At 43.0% G+C, this 17,423-nt stretch carries 15 protein-coding genes and 1 riboswitch; of the genes, 12 read left to right on the plus strand and 3 right to left on the minus strand.

The genetic code is table 11. The features are described from left to right. Positions 1-34: 34 nt before the first annotated feature. Together AC27IJ_RS22560 and AC27IJ_RS22565 are read right to left on the minus strand one after the other, a co-directional pair. A complete protein-coding gene (locus AC27IJ_RS22560; RefSeq protein ID WP_312440940.1) occupies positions 35-331 on the minus strand; it encodes a hypothetical protein in 297 nt (98 codons plus the stop codon). Between the two features lie 30 nt (positions 332-361). Further along, complete coding sequence (locus AC27IJ_RS22565) at positions 362-1,093, minus strand: Tat pathway signal sequence (protein ID WP_312440941.1); 732 nt, start codon at positions 1,091-1,093, stop codon at positions 362-364. 748 nt (positions 1,094-1,841) lie between these two features. Here AC27IJ_RS22565 and AC27IJ_RS22570 point away from each other — a divergent pair. The 6 genes from AC27IJ_RS22570 (at position 1,842) to AC27IJ_RS22595 (ending at position 7,654) form a co-directional block, all read left to right on the plus strand. Continuing rightward, on the plus strand, positions 1,842-2,489 hold the full coding sequence (locus AC27IJ_RS22570) for a hypothetical protein (protein ID WP_313258181.1): 648 nt from the start codon (positions 1,842-1,844) through the stop codon (positions 2,487-2,489). Positions 2,490-2,723: 234 nt separating this feature from the next. After that, positions 2,724-4,364, plus strand: a complete 1,641-nt coding sequence (locus AC27IJ_RS22575) for an ABC-F family ATP-binding cassette domain-containing protein (RefSeq protein ID WP_312441414.1) — start codon at positions 2,724-2,726, stop codon at positions 4,362-4,364. A 158-nt stretch (positions 4,365-4,522) separates the two neighbouring features. Then, entirely contained in the window at positions 4,523-5,296 is a 774-nt protein-coding gene (cbiQ, locus tag AC27IJ_RS22580) for a cobalt ECF transporter T component CbiQ (protein WP_487150895.1), read from the plus strand. Positions 5,297-5,335: 39 nt separating this feature from the next. Then, the gene (locus tag AC27IJ_RS22585; RefSeq protein ID WP_487150897.1) at positions 5,336-6,172 is read left to right on the plus strand and encodes an energy-coupling factor ABC transporter ATP-binding protein; all 837 of its coding nucleotides are present in this window, start codon (positions 5,336-5,338) and stop codon (positions 6,170-6,172) included. A gap of 26 nt (positions 6,173-6,198) precedes the next feature. After that, positions 6,199-6,384, plus strand: a riboswitch (cobalamin riboswitch). A 207-nt stretch (positions 6,385-6,591) separates the two neighbouring features. Beyond that, the gene (locus AC27IJ_RS22590) at positions 6,592-7,341 is read left to right on the plus strand and encodes an energy-coupling factor ABC transporter permease (RefSeq protein WP_312440945.1); all 750 of its coding nucleotides are present in this window, start codon (positions 6,592-6,594) and stop codon (positions 7,339-7,341) included. Position 7,342: 1 nt separating this feature from the next. After that, complete coding sequence (locus AC27IJ_RS22595; RefSeq protein ID WP_312440946.1) at positions 7,343-7,654, plus strand: energy-coupling factor ABC transporter substrate-binding protein; 312 nt, start codon at positions 7,343-7,345, stop codon at positions 7,652-7,654. A 90-nt stretch (positions 7,655-7,744) separates the two neighbouring features. Here AC27IJ_RS22595 and AC27IJ_RS22600 read toward each other — a convergent pair whose 3' ends face one another. Then, a complete protein-coding gene (locus AC27IJ_RS22600) occupies positions 7,745-8,647 on the minus strand; it encodes an ROK family protein (protein ID WP_312440947.1) in 903 nt (300 codons plus the stop codon). Between the two features lie 269 nt (positions 8,648-8,916). On the opposite strand from AC27IJ_RS22600, the gene AC27IJ_RS22605 reads away from it, so the two are divergent. From AC27IJ_RS22605 to ulaA, 6 genes are all read left to right on the plus strand, one after another. Beyond that, positions 8,917-9,672 (plus strand): exodeoxyribonuclease III, encoded by a 756-nt coding sequence (locus AC27IJ_RS22605; RefSeq protein ID WP_487150900.1) that lies wholly within the window; start codon positions 8,917-8,919, stop codon positions 9,670-9,672. A gap of 30 nt (positions 9,673-9,702) precedes the next feature. After that, positions 9,703-11,517, plus strand: coding sequence for an ABC-F family ATP-binding cassette domain-containing protein (locus AC27IJ_RS22610; RefSeq protein ID WP_312502400.1), 1,815 nt, complete (start codon positions 9,703-9,705; stop codon positions 11,515-11,517). 66 nt (positions 11,518-11,583) lie between these two features. Then, on the plus strand, positions 11,584-13,419 hold the full coding sequence (locus tag AC27IJ_RS22615) for an alpha-amylase (protein ID WP_487150902.1): 1,836 nt from the start codon (positions 11,584-11,586) through the stop codon (positions 13,417-13,419). 203 nt (positions 13,420-13,622) lie between these two features. After that, positions 13,623-15,695, plus strand: coding sequence for a BglG family transcription antiterminator (locus AC27IJ_RS22620; protein WP_312502397.1), 2,073 nt, complete (start codon positions 13,623-13,625; stop codon positions 15,693-15,695). Between the two features lie 20 nt (positions 15,696-15,715). Further along, a complete protein-coding gene (locus AC27IJ_RS22625) occupies positions 15,716-15,997 on the plus strand; it encodes a PTS sugar transporter subunit IIB (RefSeq protein WP_312440952.1) in 282 nt (93 codons plus the stop codon). 23 nt (positions 15,998-16,020) lie between these two features. After that, positions 16,021-17,370, plus strand: coding sequence for a PTS ascorbate transporter subunit IIC (ulaA, locus tag AC27IJ_RS22630; protein ID WP_312440953.1), 1,350 nt, complete (start codon positions 16,021-16,023; stop codon positions 17,368-17,370). Positions 17,371-17,423: the final 53 nt, after the last annotated feature.

The following is a 17,423-nucleotide window of genomic DNA, read 5'->3' on the forward strand; positions in this document are numbered from 1 at the left end:
CATCATTTATGCGACAGCCCTATAACAAATCTTATTATAAATAATAGTTGATAGCAAAAGTCAAAAAACCTAATATAGTAAATAAACTGATTCTTAGAAGCTGCTTGTTTTTATCCTCTTCATTATAGAATCTTTTTACCCAAATAAATATAGAAACGTAATATAAAATAAAAAAGATTGCAATTGCCAATGAACCCCAAAATATCCGAAGCTGAATTATTGAGTTTAATTCACTTCTCCAATCTGCAAACCGAAAACTCTGAAATATGAATAATTCAAAGAGGAATGGTGGAAGAATACCCTTTAGGATTAATGTATCTTTTTTATTCATACTAAAAACCTCATTTCTATGATTTAATGATTATCCACCAATGGACTGATGGTATTCTGTTCTTGTATCAATCAGATGATTACCTGTATCATATGATTTAATTATTTCATGATAGCAGTGTGTATAATACGCATTGTCATATGAGAAAAGTACTTCATATAATGTTTGATTGATTTCCACTTTGTAAGGTGCTAGCGCAGTGATAACGGTATATACGAAACCGGCAATTGCTAAAGCGGTTGCTCCTGGCAGTCCTAAAGCGCCCATTAATATACCGGCAGCGGTACTGACGCCACTTACTGCTATCTGTTCAATAGCAGAATTTGTAAATGTGTAACTATTTGATGAAATATATACATGTTTGTACTGTGAACCGATAATATCTCCGCCTCTTAACAATTCATTATTATGTGTAATTTTATCAACATTTTCACTACTCGAATTTACAAGAGCATAAAACATATTATAATCATGATTTTTTAAATGTTCAACTGTTGACTTACCATTTTTAGTAATAGTAAGCACAGCTGTTCCGTTGATATGGATTACTCGATTCATAACTACTCGTGCTCCATCTGTGTCTATAAACTCCATATTTTCGATTACATCAGTTCCTTCCATTGAATATGTTATTTTTTCTGTTAAGTCTACTGATTGAGCGAATGTGGTAAAACAACCTGCTTGTACCAATAACGAGACAATTAAAAACAAAGACATACCTTTTTTGAAAATATGAATGACTTTACATAAATAGTTTTTCATTATATTTCTCCTCTCTGCAGTACATTATTAACCAGTAACGATGCATATTCTCCATTGGAATCACCCCCTTTTCCTAAAACTATTTTATATTGATAGTATACAATAAAATTCCATTTAAAAGATATTTTTGCAATTTTCGTCGATCTTTTTTGCTTAAGCGTAATTAATTTTATATATAAAAATATCTGATTTGTTTACTTTGCATCAAAAGATAGTATAATGCAGGTATATCCAATGAGAGGTGAAGCACAGGTTTTGACCCGGAGATATCTGCTATTTTATAGAGAGTAACATTCATGTCATAGAGGGTGTTGTACACTCCTGCATGGAGGCATGTATATCGTGAAGTAAGGAGAAGGCAAAGGGATACGGTTGCGGGAAAGACGGTTGTACTTGAACAGAGAGGAAGCTTTGGCCATTGTCCAAAGGAAGACGAAAGGGAATTATAGAAATCCGTATGATTATGAGTAGGATAGGCGGGTATCCGGTGTGTACTCCGGGCCTGTCTATTATAGAATTATATCATTTTCTGACTGCATGATACTTAGTTTTGACTGCTTTTGGTTAGTGATGGTTAGTGATGGTTAGGGATGTGGGAGGCCTAAAAAACCTTGTATTCATGCGGGAAATTACCAATAATAGGCAATTTATATAATTAATTAAGAAAAAAGATAAAGATTTTTCACAATCGGATGGTATACTAAATGTGAAATCATAGGTGATTTTGGAAAGAAAGAAGAGGATGCTTATGAAAAAGACATGGATTATGGCGTTGGCTGTATGTGCGGCAGTTTTATTTACGGCCTGTGGAAAATCAGCAAAGAATACGGAAAGCGTATCAAATACGGTAGCGGAAAGTACTGCCCCAAGCTCTGAGAATACAGAGGAGGTAAGCCAGGAAGCGCCTGGCAATGGGGAGGAATTTAAGATTCTGATCGGCAAGGTCAAAAAGGTTGGAGACAACTTGGAAGGCATGACCGTGGAGAGCGGCGGCAAGGAAATAAATTTTGACTTAATCGGCGCTGTGGTGGAGACCTCCTATGCGCTGGAGCCAGAGGTGGAAGTTTCCGTTATCTATAAAGGAGAAATTTCCGGTTCCGATGCCTCAAATGCCAAGCCTGTCCTGGTGTTGGACGGGCAGCAGAACATGAAGGTGCAGGAGGTGGCCGGAAGTGTTATAGACCAGGCCATGAGCACTTTTACCATTAAAACGGAATCCGGTGAAGAGATTGGGTTTATAAAGGACAACTGCGAGGGACTGGACACCGATGTGCTTGGAACCGCCACTGATGACAGCAACGGAAGCGGAGCCATGGTAAAGGTGACCTATGTGACCGTGACCTACGACGCAGGAAGCAAATCCAACTTCCCCTTAAGGGTGGAAGCCGCAAAGTAAAATTGATTAAAATCCCGAATATGCAGGCATAATTTACTGAAGTAAGGCAAGTAAAGTGCAGAAAGAGCTTGCAAATTCGGGATTTTCATGTACAATAATAGAGATGACAGAAGAAGGGGCCAATGGACCCCTATTTTGATGATTTTGGCTATCTGGAGGCGGACTGGAAACAGGATGGTCAAGCGGCCGGAGGGAATAGCGAACGATAACCAGATTGCAGAAAGGGAATTTAAGATGATCAGTGCACATAACGTAACATTAAGACTCGGGAAAAAAGCATTGTTTGAAGAGGTAAACATTAAGTTTACCGAAGGCAACTGCTACGGGATGATCGGCGCCAACGGCGCTGGAAAATCTACCTTCCTTAAGATACTTTCCAGTGAATTGGAGCCTACAAACGGTGATATCGTCATAACACCGGGACAGAGACTTTCCTTTTTAAAACAGGACCACTTTAAATACGATGGCGTCCAGGTGCTTGATACCGTTATCATGGGAAATGTCAGACTTTATGAGATTATGAAAGAAAAAGATGCCATCTACATGAAAGAAGATTTTACCGATGAAGACGGCATCAAGGCAGCAGATCTGGAAGGAGAATTCGCTGCCATGAACGGCTGGGAGGCGGAATCCGATGCGGCAAACCTCTTAAACGGCCTTGGAATCGAGACAGATCTTCACTACAAATATATGAGCGAACTAAACGGTTCGGAAAAGGTTAAGGTGCTTCTTGCCCAGGCTCTGTTCGGGAACCCGGACATCCTGCTTCTTGATGAGCCTACCAACCACCTGGATTTGGATGCCATCGCATGGCTTGAGGAATTCCTCATTAACTTTGAAAATACGGTTATCGTGGTTTCCCATGACCGTTACTTCTTAAATAAGGTCTGCACCCATATTGCAGACATAGACTACGGAAAAATCCAGCTTTATGCAGGTAACTATGATTTCTGGTATGAGTCCAGCCAGCTGATGGTAAAGCAGATGAAGGAAGCCAACCGGAAAAAGGAAGAAAAGATGAAGGAACTCCAGGAATTTATCCAGCGTTTCTCCGCCAATGCTTCCAAATCCAAGCAGGCGACTTCCAGAAAGCGGGCACTGGAGAAGATTGAACTGGATGACATCAAACCGTCCAGCCGGAAATATCCATACATTGATTTCCGTCCGGCCCGAGAGATCGGTAATGAGGTTTTAAGTGTTAATAATTTATCAAAAACCATTGACGGAGTAAAGATTTTAGACAATATATCCTTTACCTTAACACGTGAGGATAAAGTGGCCCTGGTGGGACCCAATGAGATGGCAAAGACCATTCTGTTCAAGATTCTTGCCGGGGAAATGGAGCCTGATGAGGGCGATTACAAATGGGGCCTTACCACCAGCCAGTGCTATTTTCCGAAGGACAACACAGCGGAGTTTGATAACAATGACACCATCGTTGACTGGCTGACCCAGTATTCTCCGGAAAAGGAAGCCACCTATGTGCGCGGATTCCTTGGCCGTATGTTGTTTGCCGGAGAGGATGGAGTAAAAAAGGTACGGGTATTGTCCGGTGGAGAAAAGGTGCGCTGCATGCTTTCCAAGCTGATGATTTCCGGAGCCAATGTGCTGATGCTTGACGAGCCTACGGACCATCTGGATATGGAGTCTATTACAGCGCTTAACAATGGTCTGGTAAAATTCCAGGGAGTCCTGATTTTCTCTTCCCGTGACCATCAGATTGTTGAAACAACAGCTAACCGTATCATTGAGATCGTAAATGGACAGCTGATTGATAAGATTACCACCTATGATGAGTATCTGGCAAGTGATGAAATGGCTCGTAAGAGACAGGTATTTACCTTGACAGAAGAACAGGTCGAAGAGAACGAATAAAATATTTAGGCAGACGCCTCAGTTTTGGCAAAAGAAATACCAGGCCGGAACTTTGGCGTCTTTTTTTTGCCTGGTATGGAAAGTATCAGTGTCTGCGGGTTTTTCGGGAATTATTGCGCATTTTTTCTTCATGACGTATAATCAGACTTGGAAAGGAGGTGAGAATCATTGATACCATAGATTATTATGCCTATGCTTCCCATATGAGAGGCTGGAATCCCCAGTTTAAGGCGGTGACAGCAGTAGCTTCCCTGTTCTTTTGTATCGGGGCGAATGACAGGACGGTGTCGGTAATGGTGCTTTTTGCAATGGCTGCAATCACCATTCTGGCAGGCGGGGTTCCCTGGAAAAACTATATTGCCCTGCTTAAGATCCCTCTTGCATTTCTCCTTTTGGGGACAGCGGCCATTGTCATCGACATATCGCCGGTGCCTCATGGACGGGTGCTTGTTGCTGTTCATGGAGTCTACTTATATCTGACGGAAGGCGGGCCAGAGCTGGCCCTGGGACTGATCTTAAAGGCTGTGGCAGCTTTAAGCGCCATGTATATGCTGGTGCTTTCCACTCCTGCAAGTGAGATCATTTGTGTATTCCGAAGGCTTCATGTTCCAAAGATGATTTTGGAGCTTATGAACATGATTTACCGGTTTATCTTCGTGATGATGGATACCCAGTGTTACATGAAGCAGGCAGCTGAATCAAGGCTTGGTTACTGCGATTTCAAGACTTCCTGCCGATCCTTTGGAAGTACGGCTGGAAATCTGTTTGTTGTTTCCTTAAAAAAGGCCAATACCTATTATGATGCACTGACAGCCCGCTGCTACGACGGAGAGCTTTTGTTTCTGGAGGAGGAAAAGGAGGTAAAAGGCTGGCAGCTTTGGACCGCGGCCGGTTATTTTCTGGTCCTGTTATGGGTGCGTCTGATGGTTTAACTATGTGGCGGAGACAATAGACGAAGGAGGTGAGGGAAGATGGAGGAAATTCTTTTGCAGGCGGAAAACCTTTGCTATTCTTATGGGCAGGGAAAGCAGGTGTTAGAGGAAATTAATATCACTGTGAGAAAGGGAGAGAAAATCGTTGTTCTCGGTTCTAACGGTGCGGGAAAGTCCACCTGCTTTCTCAATTTAAACGGGGTATACCGTCCGGATTCCGGAAGGATTCTTTACCGTGGGAAAGAAATGGGAAAAAAGGATTTAAATGAGCTGAGAAAAAATGTAGGTATCGTCTTTCAGGATGCGGACAACCAGATCATCGCTTCTACGGTGTTTGCAGAGGTGTCATTTGGCCCTATGAATTTAAAGCTTCCAAGAGAGGAAGTGAAGAAACGGGTGGAAGATGCCCTGGAATACATGAATTTAAGTTCGATGAGGGACCGGCCTCCTCATTATTTAAGCGGAGGAGAGAAGAAGCGGGTCAGCATAGCGGATATCATTGCCATGGAATCTGAGGTGGTCATATTTGACGAACCTACGGCATCCCTGGATCCGGTCAATGTGGAAATGCTGGAAGGTGTTCTGGATAAGATGAATAAAATGGGGAAAACTCTTCTGATTTCCACCCATGATGTGGATTTTGCATACCGTTTTGCAGACCGGGCGGTGATTTTCGCCGGAGGGCGCATCATTGCGGATGGGCCGGTAAGAGAAGTGTTTGAGGATGAGGAAGTATTAAATCAGGCCAATTTAAAAAGGCCGATTCTTTTGGAGGTTTATAACAGCCTGGTGAGGCACTGCATTATAGCAGCATGCGGGAGCGCTCCCAGAGATGCCGGAGAGCTGGAAATGCTCTTGCAAACACAAAGAAATTGACAGAAAGGTAATAAACAGCTACAATACTATCGTATTATGTGAAAGGTGCCTGTGAAAATTCTCCGCAGGATAATAGGGAAAAGGGTGCAAATCCCTTACGGTCCCGCCGCTGTAAGTGGGGAGCAGGGCTCAATAAATCACTGGGAAACCGGGAAGAAGAGCTGCTGTGATGAGACACGAGTCAGAAGACCTGCCTTTCATAAGGAAGTTCGATTCGCCTTTGGTTCATCGAACGGCTAATTTACTAAATTCAGGCTACGCCTTCATTAAGTAAATTATGCCTGCGACGCATCCGGTTACGAGCGATGACCGGATGCCGGGAAGTCTTTTTGTTGTACAAAGATTTAACCCGTGGGCGCCTGTCTGATGTGTGGGAATCATCGGATTTTGGTGCTTATTTTATTGGAAGGAGAATGAAAATGAGTAAGAAAGAAAAAAGAGTCATGAAACTAGTCATCGCATTTGCCTTGGCCTTTGGAATTGTTCCAAGTGCTTATGGAATGCACATTATGGAGGGGTATCTTCCAGTGGGATACTGTATCGCCTGGGGGGCCGTTTGCGTGCCGTTTCTGGCAGCAGGATTTTTCTCCATCAGCAAGAGGCTTAAAGAGAACAGGAAAACCATCACCATACTGGCCATGTCGGGAGCCTTTATTTTTGTCATATCATCCTTAAAGATTCCGTCCGTAACAGGAAGCTGTTCCCATATGACCGGAACCGGCCTTGGAGCCATCTTGTTCGGGCCGTCTGCGGTCAGCATCCTGGGAATGATCGTGCTGGTTTTTCAGGCCATATTACTGGCTCACGGAGGCCTTACTACGCTGGGTGCCAATACCTTTTCCATGGCAATTGCAGGACCGTTCGTGTCTTTTGGAATTTATAAATTATTAAAAATGCTGAAGGTAAACAAACTGGTCAGCATTTTCCTGGCAGCGATGATCGGTGACCTGTTTACATATTGTGTGACCAGCATTCAGCTTGCGCTGGCCTATCCGTCGGAAACAGGCGGCGTATTTGCTTCTGCCGTTAAGTTTTTAGGAGTATTCGCTCCAACTCAGCTTCCCCTTGCAATTATTGAGGGAATCCTCACCACAGTGATCATCATCACCCTTGAAACTTATGCCCTTCCGGAGCTGAAGGCAATTGGATTTTCAAAGGAGGTTCAGTAATATGACCAGTAAAAACAAAAAGATCGTAGCAACTCTCCTGATTTTAGCTTTCCTGATTGCAGCGGTTCCCCTCTTTGCCTTAAAGGGAGCCGAATTCGGCGGTTCTGATGATGCAGGAAGCCAGATGATATCGGAAATCCAGGGAACGGAATATGAGCCATGGTTTACACCGGTAATGGAAACCTTCATCGACGGGGAGCTTCCAGGAGAAGTGGAAAGCCTGCTCTTTTGTATCCAGACCGGTATCGGGGTAGGCGTTCTGGCCTTTTTTATGGGACAGTTCGTGGAACGGAAAAAGTGGCAGGGGAAATAATAAGATAGGATAAGAACCTGATTGAGGGTGTCTTAGAGGAAAAACTCCTTTGAGACACCCTCTCTGCATTGAAATTTCCTGATTGCAATGTTATTTAAGCATTTCATTTACATTAATAATTGCGCCTAATAGATTTGAATCATTGTTATAACTGCATTTATCAATTTTAGTCGTTATAAATTCTTCGCCTTTAAAAAAGCTCTTGCATGCGCTCTGAAACTTTTCTCTGACAGCTTCAATAAACCAGGCTTCTTCCGATATTCCTCCACCGATACATATGATTTCCGGATTATAAAATACAGTTATGGTCAGCAATTGAATGGATATATTATTTATCCATTCATCAACTGCTTCTGTAGCGATTCTGTCCCCATTTAAATATTTATCACATACTTCGTTTCCATAGATAGCCTTATCTTCTGAAGCTGACTTACTATTATATATTTTAATTAGAGCTGTCATTGCGGAATAATCCCCTTGTCTGTCAAGGGTTCCAGTCTTAAAATTCATGAATGGCAAGTGGTGAAATTCTCCGGCATAGCCATCCTTACCATAAATAACACCTTTCTCATCACATAAGCATCCACCGGTGCCTGTTCCGATTATTAAAAATGCAGAAGAGCTGCTCCCTTTTGCATTTCCCATTTTCAACTCACAAAGGCCGGCGGCTTTGGCGTCGTTGATCGTTGCTACCTTTCTATTTGTCCTTTTTCCTATTTCAAAATTAACATTGCTTTCCTTCATGATGCATACATTTGCCGCTGCATAAGATTTCACATTGGAATATTCATCAATAAGCCCTGGAGCGCTTACTCCTATGTGCTTTATTGAGCTGAGGTCTTTGATATTAGAACATATGTAATCGTAAAATCCATGTATGCTGTCAAAACGTTTGGTTTTAGCTTTCCATCGGTCAACAATATTGTACGTTTCATCTGCTAATGCATATTTAATAAATGTTCCGCCTATATCTATCCCTAAACAATATTCCATATATTTCTCCTTAGCCCAATGATTTTTTATTCTGTCAAACTAATACTATGGAACTTCTGATACTTAAGTGATTCATCACAACTCCCAGGCTGCCATCTCCAGGTCATTCAAGTATTGGAAACGCCTTCCCTTCCATTATTATTAGAATATCTCAAAAGAAGTGGATTCGTCAACGGTAATTGCCAAAGGCCGGGAATTAAAATTCTTCCCTTTCTTATTCCACGGGAAAATGATATACTATTTCTATCTTTTATCAGAGGTGAAAAACAATGAAAAAAATGATTTCTTGGAATGTAAACGGCCTTCGCGCCTGCGTGGACAAGGGCTTTTTGGATTATTTTAACGAAGTAGATGCGGATGTATTCTGTATCCAGGAAAGCAAGCTTCAGGAGGGACAGATCGAACTTGAGCTTCCCGGATACCATCAGTACTGGAATTATGCGGAAAAGAAAGGCTATTCAGGGACTGCCATATTTACGAAGGAGATACCTTTGTCAGTGACTTATGGAATCGGCGTAGAGGAACATGACAGGGAAGGCCGGGTGATCGCAGCTGAATATCCGGAATACTATGTGGTTACCTGCTATACCCCTAATTCCCAGAATGAGCTGGCTCGTCTTCCTTACCGGATGACCTGGGAGGAGGCTTTCTTTGCCTATTTAAAAAAGCTGGAGGAGAATAAGCCGGTGATTTTCTGCGGAGATTTAAATGTGGCCCATAAGGAAATCGATTTAAAGAATCCTAAAACCAACCGGAAAAATGCAGGCTTTACCGATGACGAAAGGGAGAAGTTTACTCTCCTTTTGAAAAATGGTTTTATTGACACATACCGTTATTTCTATCCAGAGCTGGAAGGCGTGTACTCCTGGTGGTCTTACCGGTTTAGTGCCAGACAGAAAAATGCAGGCTGGCGCATTGACTATTTCTGTGTTTCTGAAAGCTTAGAGGACAGGCTTATAAGCGCAGCCATCCATACCGAGGTCTTAGGCTCCGACCACTGCCCTGTGGAGCTTGTGATCCGTTAGAGAGTACCAGACAGGAGAGAACGATAAGGAATGAATTTACTGACCATTGAACATTTAACAAAATCATATACGGAACGTCTGCTTTTTGATGATACCAGCTTCAGCATCAATGAAGGAGAAAAGATCGGGTTGATCGGCATTAATGGAACCGGGAAATCCACATTGCTCCGGATCGTGGCAGGGCTTGAGGAGCCGGATCAGGGGACCGTGGGAAAGGGGCGGAATTTAGATATCCGTTTTCTGTCCCAGAATCCAATTTTTCATGAAGGCGATACCATTTTAGAGAGCATTGTCCGGGACAATGAAGGGCATGAGCATGTCTGGGATTTAGAAAGCCAGGCAAAGTCCATGCTGACCAGGCTGGGATTTTCGGAATTTGATACAAAGGTGGAGATCCTGTCAGGAGGACAGAGAAAAAGGGTGGCATTAGTCAGTGTTCTTCTTGGGAATACCGACTTACTGGTCCTTGACGAGCCGACCAACCATTTAGACAGCAGTATGGCGGACTGGCTGGAGGATTATTTAAAGCGCTTTAGAGGGGCGCTTTTGATGGTGACCCATGACCGGTATTTTTTAGACAGCGTTACCAACCGGATTGTAGAACTGGATAAGGGAAAGCTTTACAACTATCAGGAGAATTATGAAGGCTATTTAAAGCTGAAGGCAGAGCGTATGGACATGGAGGCGGCCACAGAGCGTAAACGCCAGTCCATCCTTAAAGTGGAGCTGGAATGGATGCAGCGGGGAGCCAGAGCGCGTTCTACCAAGCAGAAGGCCCATATCCAGCGTTATGAGAACCTTCGTGACCAGGAGGGGCTTAAGATCGATCAGACGGTGGAACTGGATTCCGTTTCAAGCCGCCTGGGGCGTACCACGGTAGAGCTTAATGAAATCACCAAAGCCTTTGGAGAAAAGGTGCTGATGAAGGACTTCACTTATGTTTTCTTGAAAAATGACCGAATCGGCATTATTGGGGCTAACGGAAGCGGTAAATCCACCTTGATGAAGATCATTTCAGGGTGGCTGGATCCTGACGCCGGAACTGTCACCATAGGACAGACCGTGAAAATGGGTTATTTTTCACAGGAAAGCGAAGACATGGATGGCAGCGTAAAAGTCATTGACTACATCCGGAACGTTGCGGAGTATGTTAAGACAAAGGATGGAAGCATCAGCGCCTCTCAGATGCTGGAACGCTTTCTGTTTCCCTCAAGCGTCCAGTATACCACTGTCAGTAAGCTGTCCGGCGGGGAGAAAAGAAGGCTTTATCTACTCCGGATCCTGATGGAAGCGCCGAATGTTCTTTTACTTGACGAGCCGACCAATGATCTGGATATCCAGACGCTAACGATCTTAGAGGATTATCTTGACAGCTTTCAGGGGATCGTGGTCGCGGTTTCCCATGACCGCTATTTTCTGGACCGGGTGGTCCACCGCATCTTTGCCTTTGAAGGCCAGGGCCGGGTGAGCCAGTATGAGGGAGGCTTTACCGATTATCAGGCGGCATTTCAGGAGAAATATCCGGAAGGTATTCCAGGTCAGGATGAGGAAGCTGCAAAAAATTCGGAAGCCACGGAAAAAAAGAGCAAGGAAAAGCCAAAGGGAGAGCGGAAGCTTAAATTTTCCTTTAAAGAACAGAAGGAATGGGATACCATAGAGGAGGATATAGCGGCCCTGGAGGGAAAGATCGAAGCCCTGGACAGTCAGATGGGAGAAGCTGCCCGCGATTACAGCAGACTGAATGCGCTGATGGAGGAAAAGACAGAACAGGAAAGGCTGCTGGAAGAGAAAATGGAGCGTTGGATGTATCTAAACGACCTGGCAGAACAGATTGAGAACCAATAGGAAGCACGGTAAAAGTCAGCAGGAACTATTCCGGGATCGGACCAAGAGACGGAGGAGATAAGCGGTATGGGACAGTACAAGATTGCAAAGCATGAGATGGGAACCGATTCTATGGGGCTTTCAAAGGTATCCGGTGGAATACGCCTGTGTGTGGCTGCGGAAGGAGAGGAATGCAGGGTCCTTATCTTTAAGGCCGGAGAAGAAACGCCGGTTCACACCCTTTCCTTTCCTGCAGAGTCTAGAAAAGGTGATGTATGGAGCATGACCATTCTTGGAGAGGATTTTGAAAATCTGGAATACTGCTTTGAAATCGATGGTAAGCTGTTTTCTGATCCTTATGGAAAGCGTTTTACCGGACGGGAGGTATGGGGGGATCTTGAACACGCTTCAAGCCTTTTAAGAACTCCCATTGAGTTTGCTGATTTTGACTGGGAAGAGGACAAGCTTCCTCAGGTTCCATATGAGGACAGTATCATATACCGGCTCCATAACCGGGGGTTTACAAAGCATGCCTCCTCCAAAGTAAAGAATAAAGGGACCTTTGATGCCATACGGGAGAAAATCCCTTACTTGAAAGAATTGGGCATTACTGCGGTGGAGCTGATGCCGGTAAATGAATTTTCTGAGGTCATCATGCAGGAACGTGGGTACGGAGACCCTTTTGGTGTGGATAAACCTGTTGGAAAATTGAATTATTGGGGATATACGTCAGGCTATTACTTTGCTCCAAAGGCTTCCTACGCCTCTGAAAAGGATCCGGCTCTGGAGCTTAAAAGTCTTATAAAGGTTCTTCATAAGGAAGGTCTGGAATTGATCGTGGAGCTTTTCTTTACCGGAAAGGAACCGCCTTCTCTTGTACTTGATGCGGTCCGGTTCTGGGCGGATGAATTCCATGTGGACGGAATCCATCTGGTGGGAACCCTGCCCCTGGACCTTCTTGGCCGGGATCCCTTTTTAAGCCGGATCAAGCTGTTTGCGGTTTCCTGGGATCCGGCATTTGAAGGAAAGATTAAGCACTTAAGTGAGTATAATGACGGTTTTCTGGTGGATATGCGCCGGGTATTAAAGGGAGACGAGGAACAGATGAAAAACCTTGCTTCCCGCACCAGGCGAAATCCGGCAGGGTACGGTGTCATCAATTATATGGCCAATACCAATGGATTTCCCATGATGGATATGGTGTCTTACGATACCAAACACAATGAGGAAAACGGGGAGAAAAACCTTGACGGCAGTCCCTATAATTATTCCTGGAACTGCGGAGTCGAAGGACCCACAAAGCGGAAAAAGGTGATGGAACTTCGAAAAAAGCAGCTTCGCAATGCATTCCTTCTTTTGCTTTTGAGCCAGGGAACGCCCCTTATTATGGCTGGAGATGAATTCGGCAATTCCCAGTCAGGCAATAATAATGCATATTGCCAGGATAATGAGGTGTCATGGCTGAACTGGAATCTGGTTAAGACCAATCAGGATATCCTGGAGTTTGTAAAGGCAGTGATCGCCTTTCGAAAGGCTCATCCAGTGTTCCATATGCCGAAGGAGCCAAGGATCATGGATTATCTGGCATGCGGATTTCCGGATGTTTCCTATCATGGAGTAAAGGCATGGTGCCCGGAATTTGATAATTTCCGGCGCCAGCTTGGGATCTTTTACTGTGGGGAATATGGAAGAAAACCGGATGGTACGGTCGATAACAACTTTTATGTGGCTTATAACATGCACTGGGAGCCTCATGAATTTGATCTCCCCAATTTACCTAAGAAGGAACAGTGGCATGTGGTTTTTCATACGGATAAAGGGGAAGGAAACGGCATGTATCCGGAAGGAAAAGAGCCTGCGGCAGAAGGGAAACGATTTCTGGTTCCGCCTAGGTCCATTGTGGTGTTTATGGGAAAGAAATGATCCGTGGTATTTGAAAAGTTTATTTACGGTTATGATGTTCTTGAGGGCGATCCATCGATCGCCCTCATTTTTTTGTGTTTTATATGAGCACATTTTTGTTGGTTTTTAAAAGACAAATTTAGGTATCAATTAATATAGAAAATAATGCTTAATTATAATAATTAAAGAAAGTCAGTGATATATTGCATAAAAGAGGTGGGGCAATGCAAGTTATTGAAAAGCGCGCGTTCAATTTATTGCAGTATTTGCTGAGTGACAGAAATTTTTCTGTTAACAAAGCCATGGATTTATTAGGATGTTCCAAAAGGCAGATTGAATATGATGTGAGTAAGATCAATGAGCTGCTGAAAGATAACGGGATTGAATTAATCAGATTATCAAGAGGAAGATTTCTGATCAATAAAGAAACGATCAGCAAAGTAATGAGGCTAAACCTGCCCCATCAGAAAATCATTGTCAATGGGGAAAATAAAATCTGGATTATCTGCATTCAGATTTTTTGTACAAGGGAACCTTTGGGTCTGAATCATTTTATAATCAACCTGCAATCAAGCAAGAATACAATCTTAAGTGATTTAAGGAAAATTTCAACGATAGGCCGGCAGTATAAGGTGGAATTAAAATACTCCAGAAAATTGGGTTATTACTTTGAAGGTGAGCCTATTAAAATCCGTTCTCTGGTATTGCTTGCAATTATTAACTTAAAGGACAATTTTCTATGTAAAAAATTAATTTCACTGGCAGTTTCGGATAATTCCTTTGAAGTTATATATGAAGAGACAAAAGACAAGATCGAGTCGTTTATTAAGGAATTCAGCCTGCCGATTATGAAGGAATATTTAATCCAGGTGATTTATTTTATTAGTTTACTGACCTATCACTGTCAGTCCATTACATACTCACCCCCTCTGATCCATGAACCTATGTGGAACCACCTCCCTTTTTATGCAGCTGTAACCACCTTTTATGAGTCACGGATGTTTCATTTGCCAAAAGAAGAGATTGATTATTTATTTGTACTTTTATTAAGCATGACTTTGGGCGATAAAATGTATTTCCAGCTTTACGATCAGGAGACCATGTTTTTACAGGAGATGTCCCAAAGCCTGATCAACCGTTTTGAAGTTATTACCGGAACAGTGGTGAAGAAGAAAGCGGGCATATCAGAAAATATGCTTGTGCATTTACGTTTGGCCTATTTCCGGCTGAAATATGGGATACCGGTAGTGAATCCGGCATTGATGCAGGTAAAAAAAGAGTTCGGAGAGGTATTTGACATATGCAGATTAGTGCTGGAGCCCTTTGGGGACTATTTGGACTGCTTTATACCAGATGATGAGATTGCCTATATTGCCTTACATTTTATGACGGTAATGGATTTGCCGGATCAGGATAAGATCAGGAAAAGAGCGGTTATCGTATGCCAGAACGGACTTGCCAGTTCTGTTATGATGAAAAACCAATTAATTAAAATTTTTCCTGAAATACATTTTGCGGATACTTATAATGCACAAGAATTCAAAGGAATTCCGCCGGAAACTTATGATATGGTTTTTTCCACGACAGAGGGGATTGATGTGCCTCCGGAGAAGTATTTGTTCATATCCTCTCCCATTTTAACGGTAGAAGAAAAGTTTATAATCAGTGAAGCGGTATATTCTTCGGTATTTGGAATCAAGTCAGAAGCCAATTTAACAGTTCATTCAATTTTGGAAATCGTAGAGAAATACGCAGTGATTCACGATTGGAAGGGATTAAGCGGCGGCTTAAAAAACCTCTTGCAGAAGCAATATAAAAAAGAAAGCATCGGGAAAGGAGGATTACCTGTGATAAAAGATCTTCTTACGAAGGAAACCATACAATTTGCTTCCAGTGCAAACAGTTGGGAGGAAGCAATCTGTCTGGGAGCTAAGCCTTTATTGGAGAATGGTTCCATAACAGAAGATTATATCAATGCAATGATAGACAATGTAAAGGGGTTTGGTCCTTATATCGTTATATGTCCCTATGTGGCAATTCCCCATGCACAGAATAATACAGGGGTCCATATGCTTGGAATGAGTTTTTTAAAGCTGGATGAAGAAGTCTGCGTGCTGGATAATCCCCAAAAGCCGGTCAAGGTATTCATTACCCTGGCGGCCATTGATAATCACACTCATTTAAGAGCGCTTGCCCAACTATCTAATATTTTAACGAATGAAGAAACCAGGGAACAATTAGTAGCTTGCAGCTCAGCGGAGGATGTCATCAAATTGCTTGATATGGAAGAAGAATAAAAAGGCGAGGAGGAAATCATATGAAGATATTGGCGGTTTGCGGTTCAGGGCTTGGAAGCAGTTTTATGATGGAGATGAATATAAAGAATGTGCTAAAGGAGATTGGTGCAGCAGGTATTGAGGTGGATCACAGTGATTTAGGGGGAGCGACGCCGGGAGCAGCAGATGTCTTTATTGCGGGAAGAGATATCGCAATGGCAATGACTCATCTGAAAGGAGTCGTGGAACTGGATAACCTGCTGGATAAAAAAGAACTAAAGGAAAAATTGGAAGAGGCCTTAAAGAAACTGAATGTAATCTGATTGTGCAAAGAGAGGAGAAGACAATGGCTGCATTAAAAATAATACAGGAAATTCTTTCAACCCCGGCAGTATTAGTGGCATTAATTGCATTTATCGGTTTATTGCTGCAAAAGAAACCTGCAGCAGATACTATCAGAGGTACGATAAAGTCATTTCTTGGTTTTATTGTGTTATCGGCAGGAGCAGATGTGATCGTTGCATCTTTGGCTCCTTTAGGAGGAATGTTTCAGGAGGCATTTCATACGGCAGGAGTTGTGCCAAATAACGAGGCCATTATTGCGGTAGCATTAAAAGAGTATGGCCAGGTTACTGCACTGATCATGTTTTTCGGTATGTTCGCAAATATTATAATTGCCCGTATTACCAGGTTTAAATATGTTTTTCTCACTGGACATCATACTCTTTACATGGCTTGTATGATTGGTGTTATCTTAATTACCATCGGCATGTCTACGGCTATGACAGTCGTGGTGGGGGCGGTCGCACTTGGAATTGTTATGGTGTTATTCCCTGCCCTGGCACAGCCGACAATGAAAAAGATAACAAAATCCGATGATGTGGCTTTCGGTCATTTCAGCACAATCGGATATTGGTCTTCTGCAATGATAGGTAAATTAGTAGGAAAAAATTCAAGGTCAACGGAAGAGATAGAATTCCCCAAATCACTTGCATTTTTAAGAGACAGTTCCGTTTCCATTTCCCTGACCATGGTTATTTTTTATCTGATTCTTGCACTTTTTTGCGGACCGGACTATGTAAAAAACAACTGGTCAGACGGAACAAATTATATTATGTTTTCCATTACAAAAGGAATTCAGTTTGCGGCAGGGGTATTTATTATTTTACAGGGAGTGCGTCTGATCCTTGCAGAAATTGTGCCGGCTTTCAAGGGTATTTCGGAAAGGCTGATTCCCAATGCAAAACCGGCGCTGGACTGCCCGATTGTGTATACCTTTGCACCAAATGCCGTATTAATTGGCTTCTTTTCCAGCTTTGTAGGCGGGATCGTAGGTATGGTGATTCTTATTCTCACCGGCGGAATCATCATATTGCCGGGAGTTGTGCCTCATTTCTTCTGCGGCGCCACGGCGGGAGTCTTCGGCAATGCCAACGGAGGGGTAAAAGGAGCTGTATTCGGATCTTTTATCAATGGTTTAATGCTGACCTTTGCACCGCTTTTGTTAATGCCTCTTTTAGGAGATTTGGGCTACCAGGGAACAACCTTCTCTGATCTGGATTTTATAGCTTCCGGATTCTTAATCGGAAAAGCCGGGCAATTAGGGCCTATAGCAGCTACCATATTTGTATTTGGGGTACTGGCAGTCATGATAGCTGTCTCAGTTGGAAAATCCGGCAAAAAAGAAACAAAATAATAAATACATATAGAAGGCTGTAATGCTTGGTGGTATATTCAGGCATTGCAGCT

It is taken from the genome of Lacrimispora sp. YZC11, from assembly GCF_057543815.1.

Bases quoted from the DNA above. Each gene is read 5' to 3' on its own strand.
- AC27IJ_RS22560 (WP_312440940.1), bottom strand. From the start codon at position 331: ATGAATAAAAAAGATACATTAATCCTAAAGGGTATTCTTCCACCATTC.
- AC27IJ_RS22565 (WP_312440941.1), bottom strand. From the start codon at position 1,093: ATGAAAAACTATTTATGTAAAGTCATTCATATTTTCAAAAAAGGTATG.
- AC27IJ_RS22570 (WP_313258181.1), top strand. From the start codon at position 1,842: ATGAAAAAGACATGGATTATGGCGTTGGCTGTATGTGCGGCAGTTTTA.
- AC27IJ_RS22575 (WP_312441414.1), top strand. From the start codon at position 2,724: ATGATCAGTGCACATAACGTAACATTAAGACTCGGGAAAAAAGCATTG.
- AC27IJ_RS22585 (WP_487150897.1), top strand. From the start codon at position 5,336: ATGGAGGAAATTCTTTTGCAGGCGGAAAACCTTTGCTATTCTTATGGG.
- AC27IJ_RS22590 (WP_312440945.1), top strand. From the start codon at position 6,592: ATGAGTAAGAAAGAAAAAAGAGTCATGAAACTAGTCATCGCATTTGCC.
- AC27IJ_RS22595 (WP_312440946.1), top strand. From the start codon at position 7,343: ATGACCAGTAAAAACAAAAAGATCGTAGCAACTCTCCTGATTTTAGCT.
- AC27IJ_RS22600 (WP_312440947.1), bottom strand. From the start codon at position 8,647: ATGGAATATTGTTTAGGGATAGATATAGGCGGAACATTTATTAAATAT.
- AC27IJ_RS22605 (WP_487150900.1), top strand. From the start codon at position 8,917: ATGAAAAAAATGATTTCTTGGAATGTAAACGGCCTTCGCGCCTGCGTG.
- AC27IJ_RS22610 (WP_312502400.1), top strand. From the start codon at position 9,703: ATGAATTTACTGACCATTGAACATTTAACAAAATCATATACGGAACGT.
- AC27IJ_RS22615 (WP_487150902.1), top strand. From the start codon at position 11,584: ATGGGACAGTACAAGATTGCAAAGCATGAGATGGGAACCGATTCTATG.
- AC27IJ_RS22620 (WP_312502397.1), top strand. From the start codon at position 13,623: ATGCAAGTTATTGAAAAGCGCGCGTTCAATTTATTGCAGTATTTGCTG.
- AC27IJ_RS22625 (WP_312440952.1), top strand. From the start codon at position 15,716: ATGAAGATATTGGCGGTTTGCGGTTCAGGGCTTGGAAGCAGTTTTATG.
- ulaA (WP_312440953.1), top strand. From the start codon at position 16,021: ATGGCTGCATTAAAAATAATACAGGAAATTCTTTCAACCCCGGCAGTA.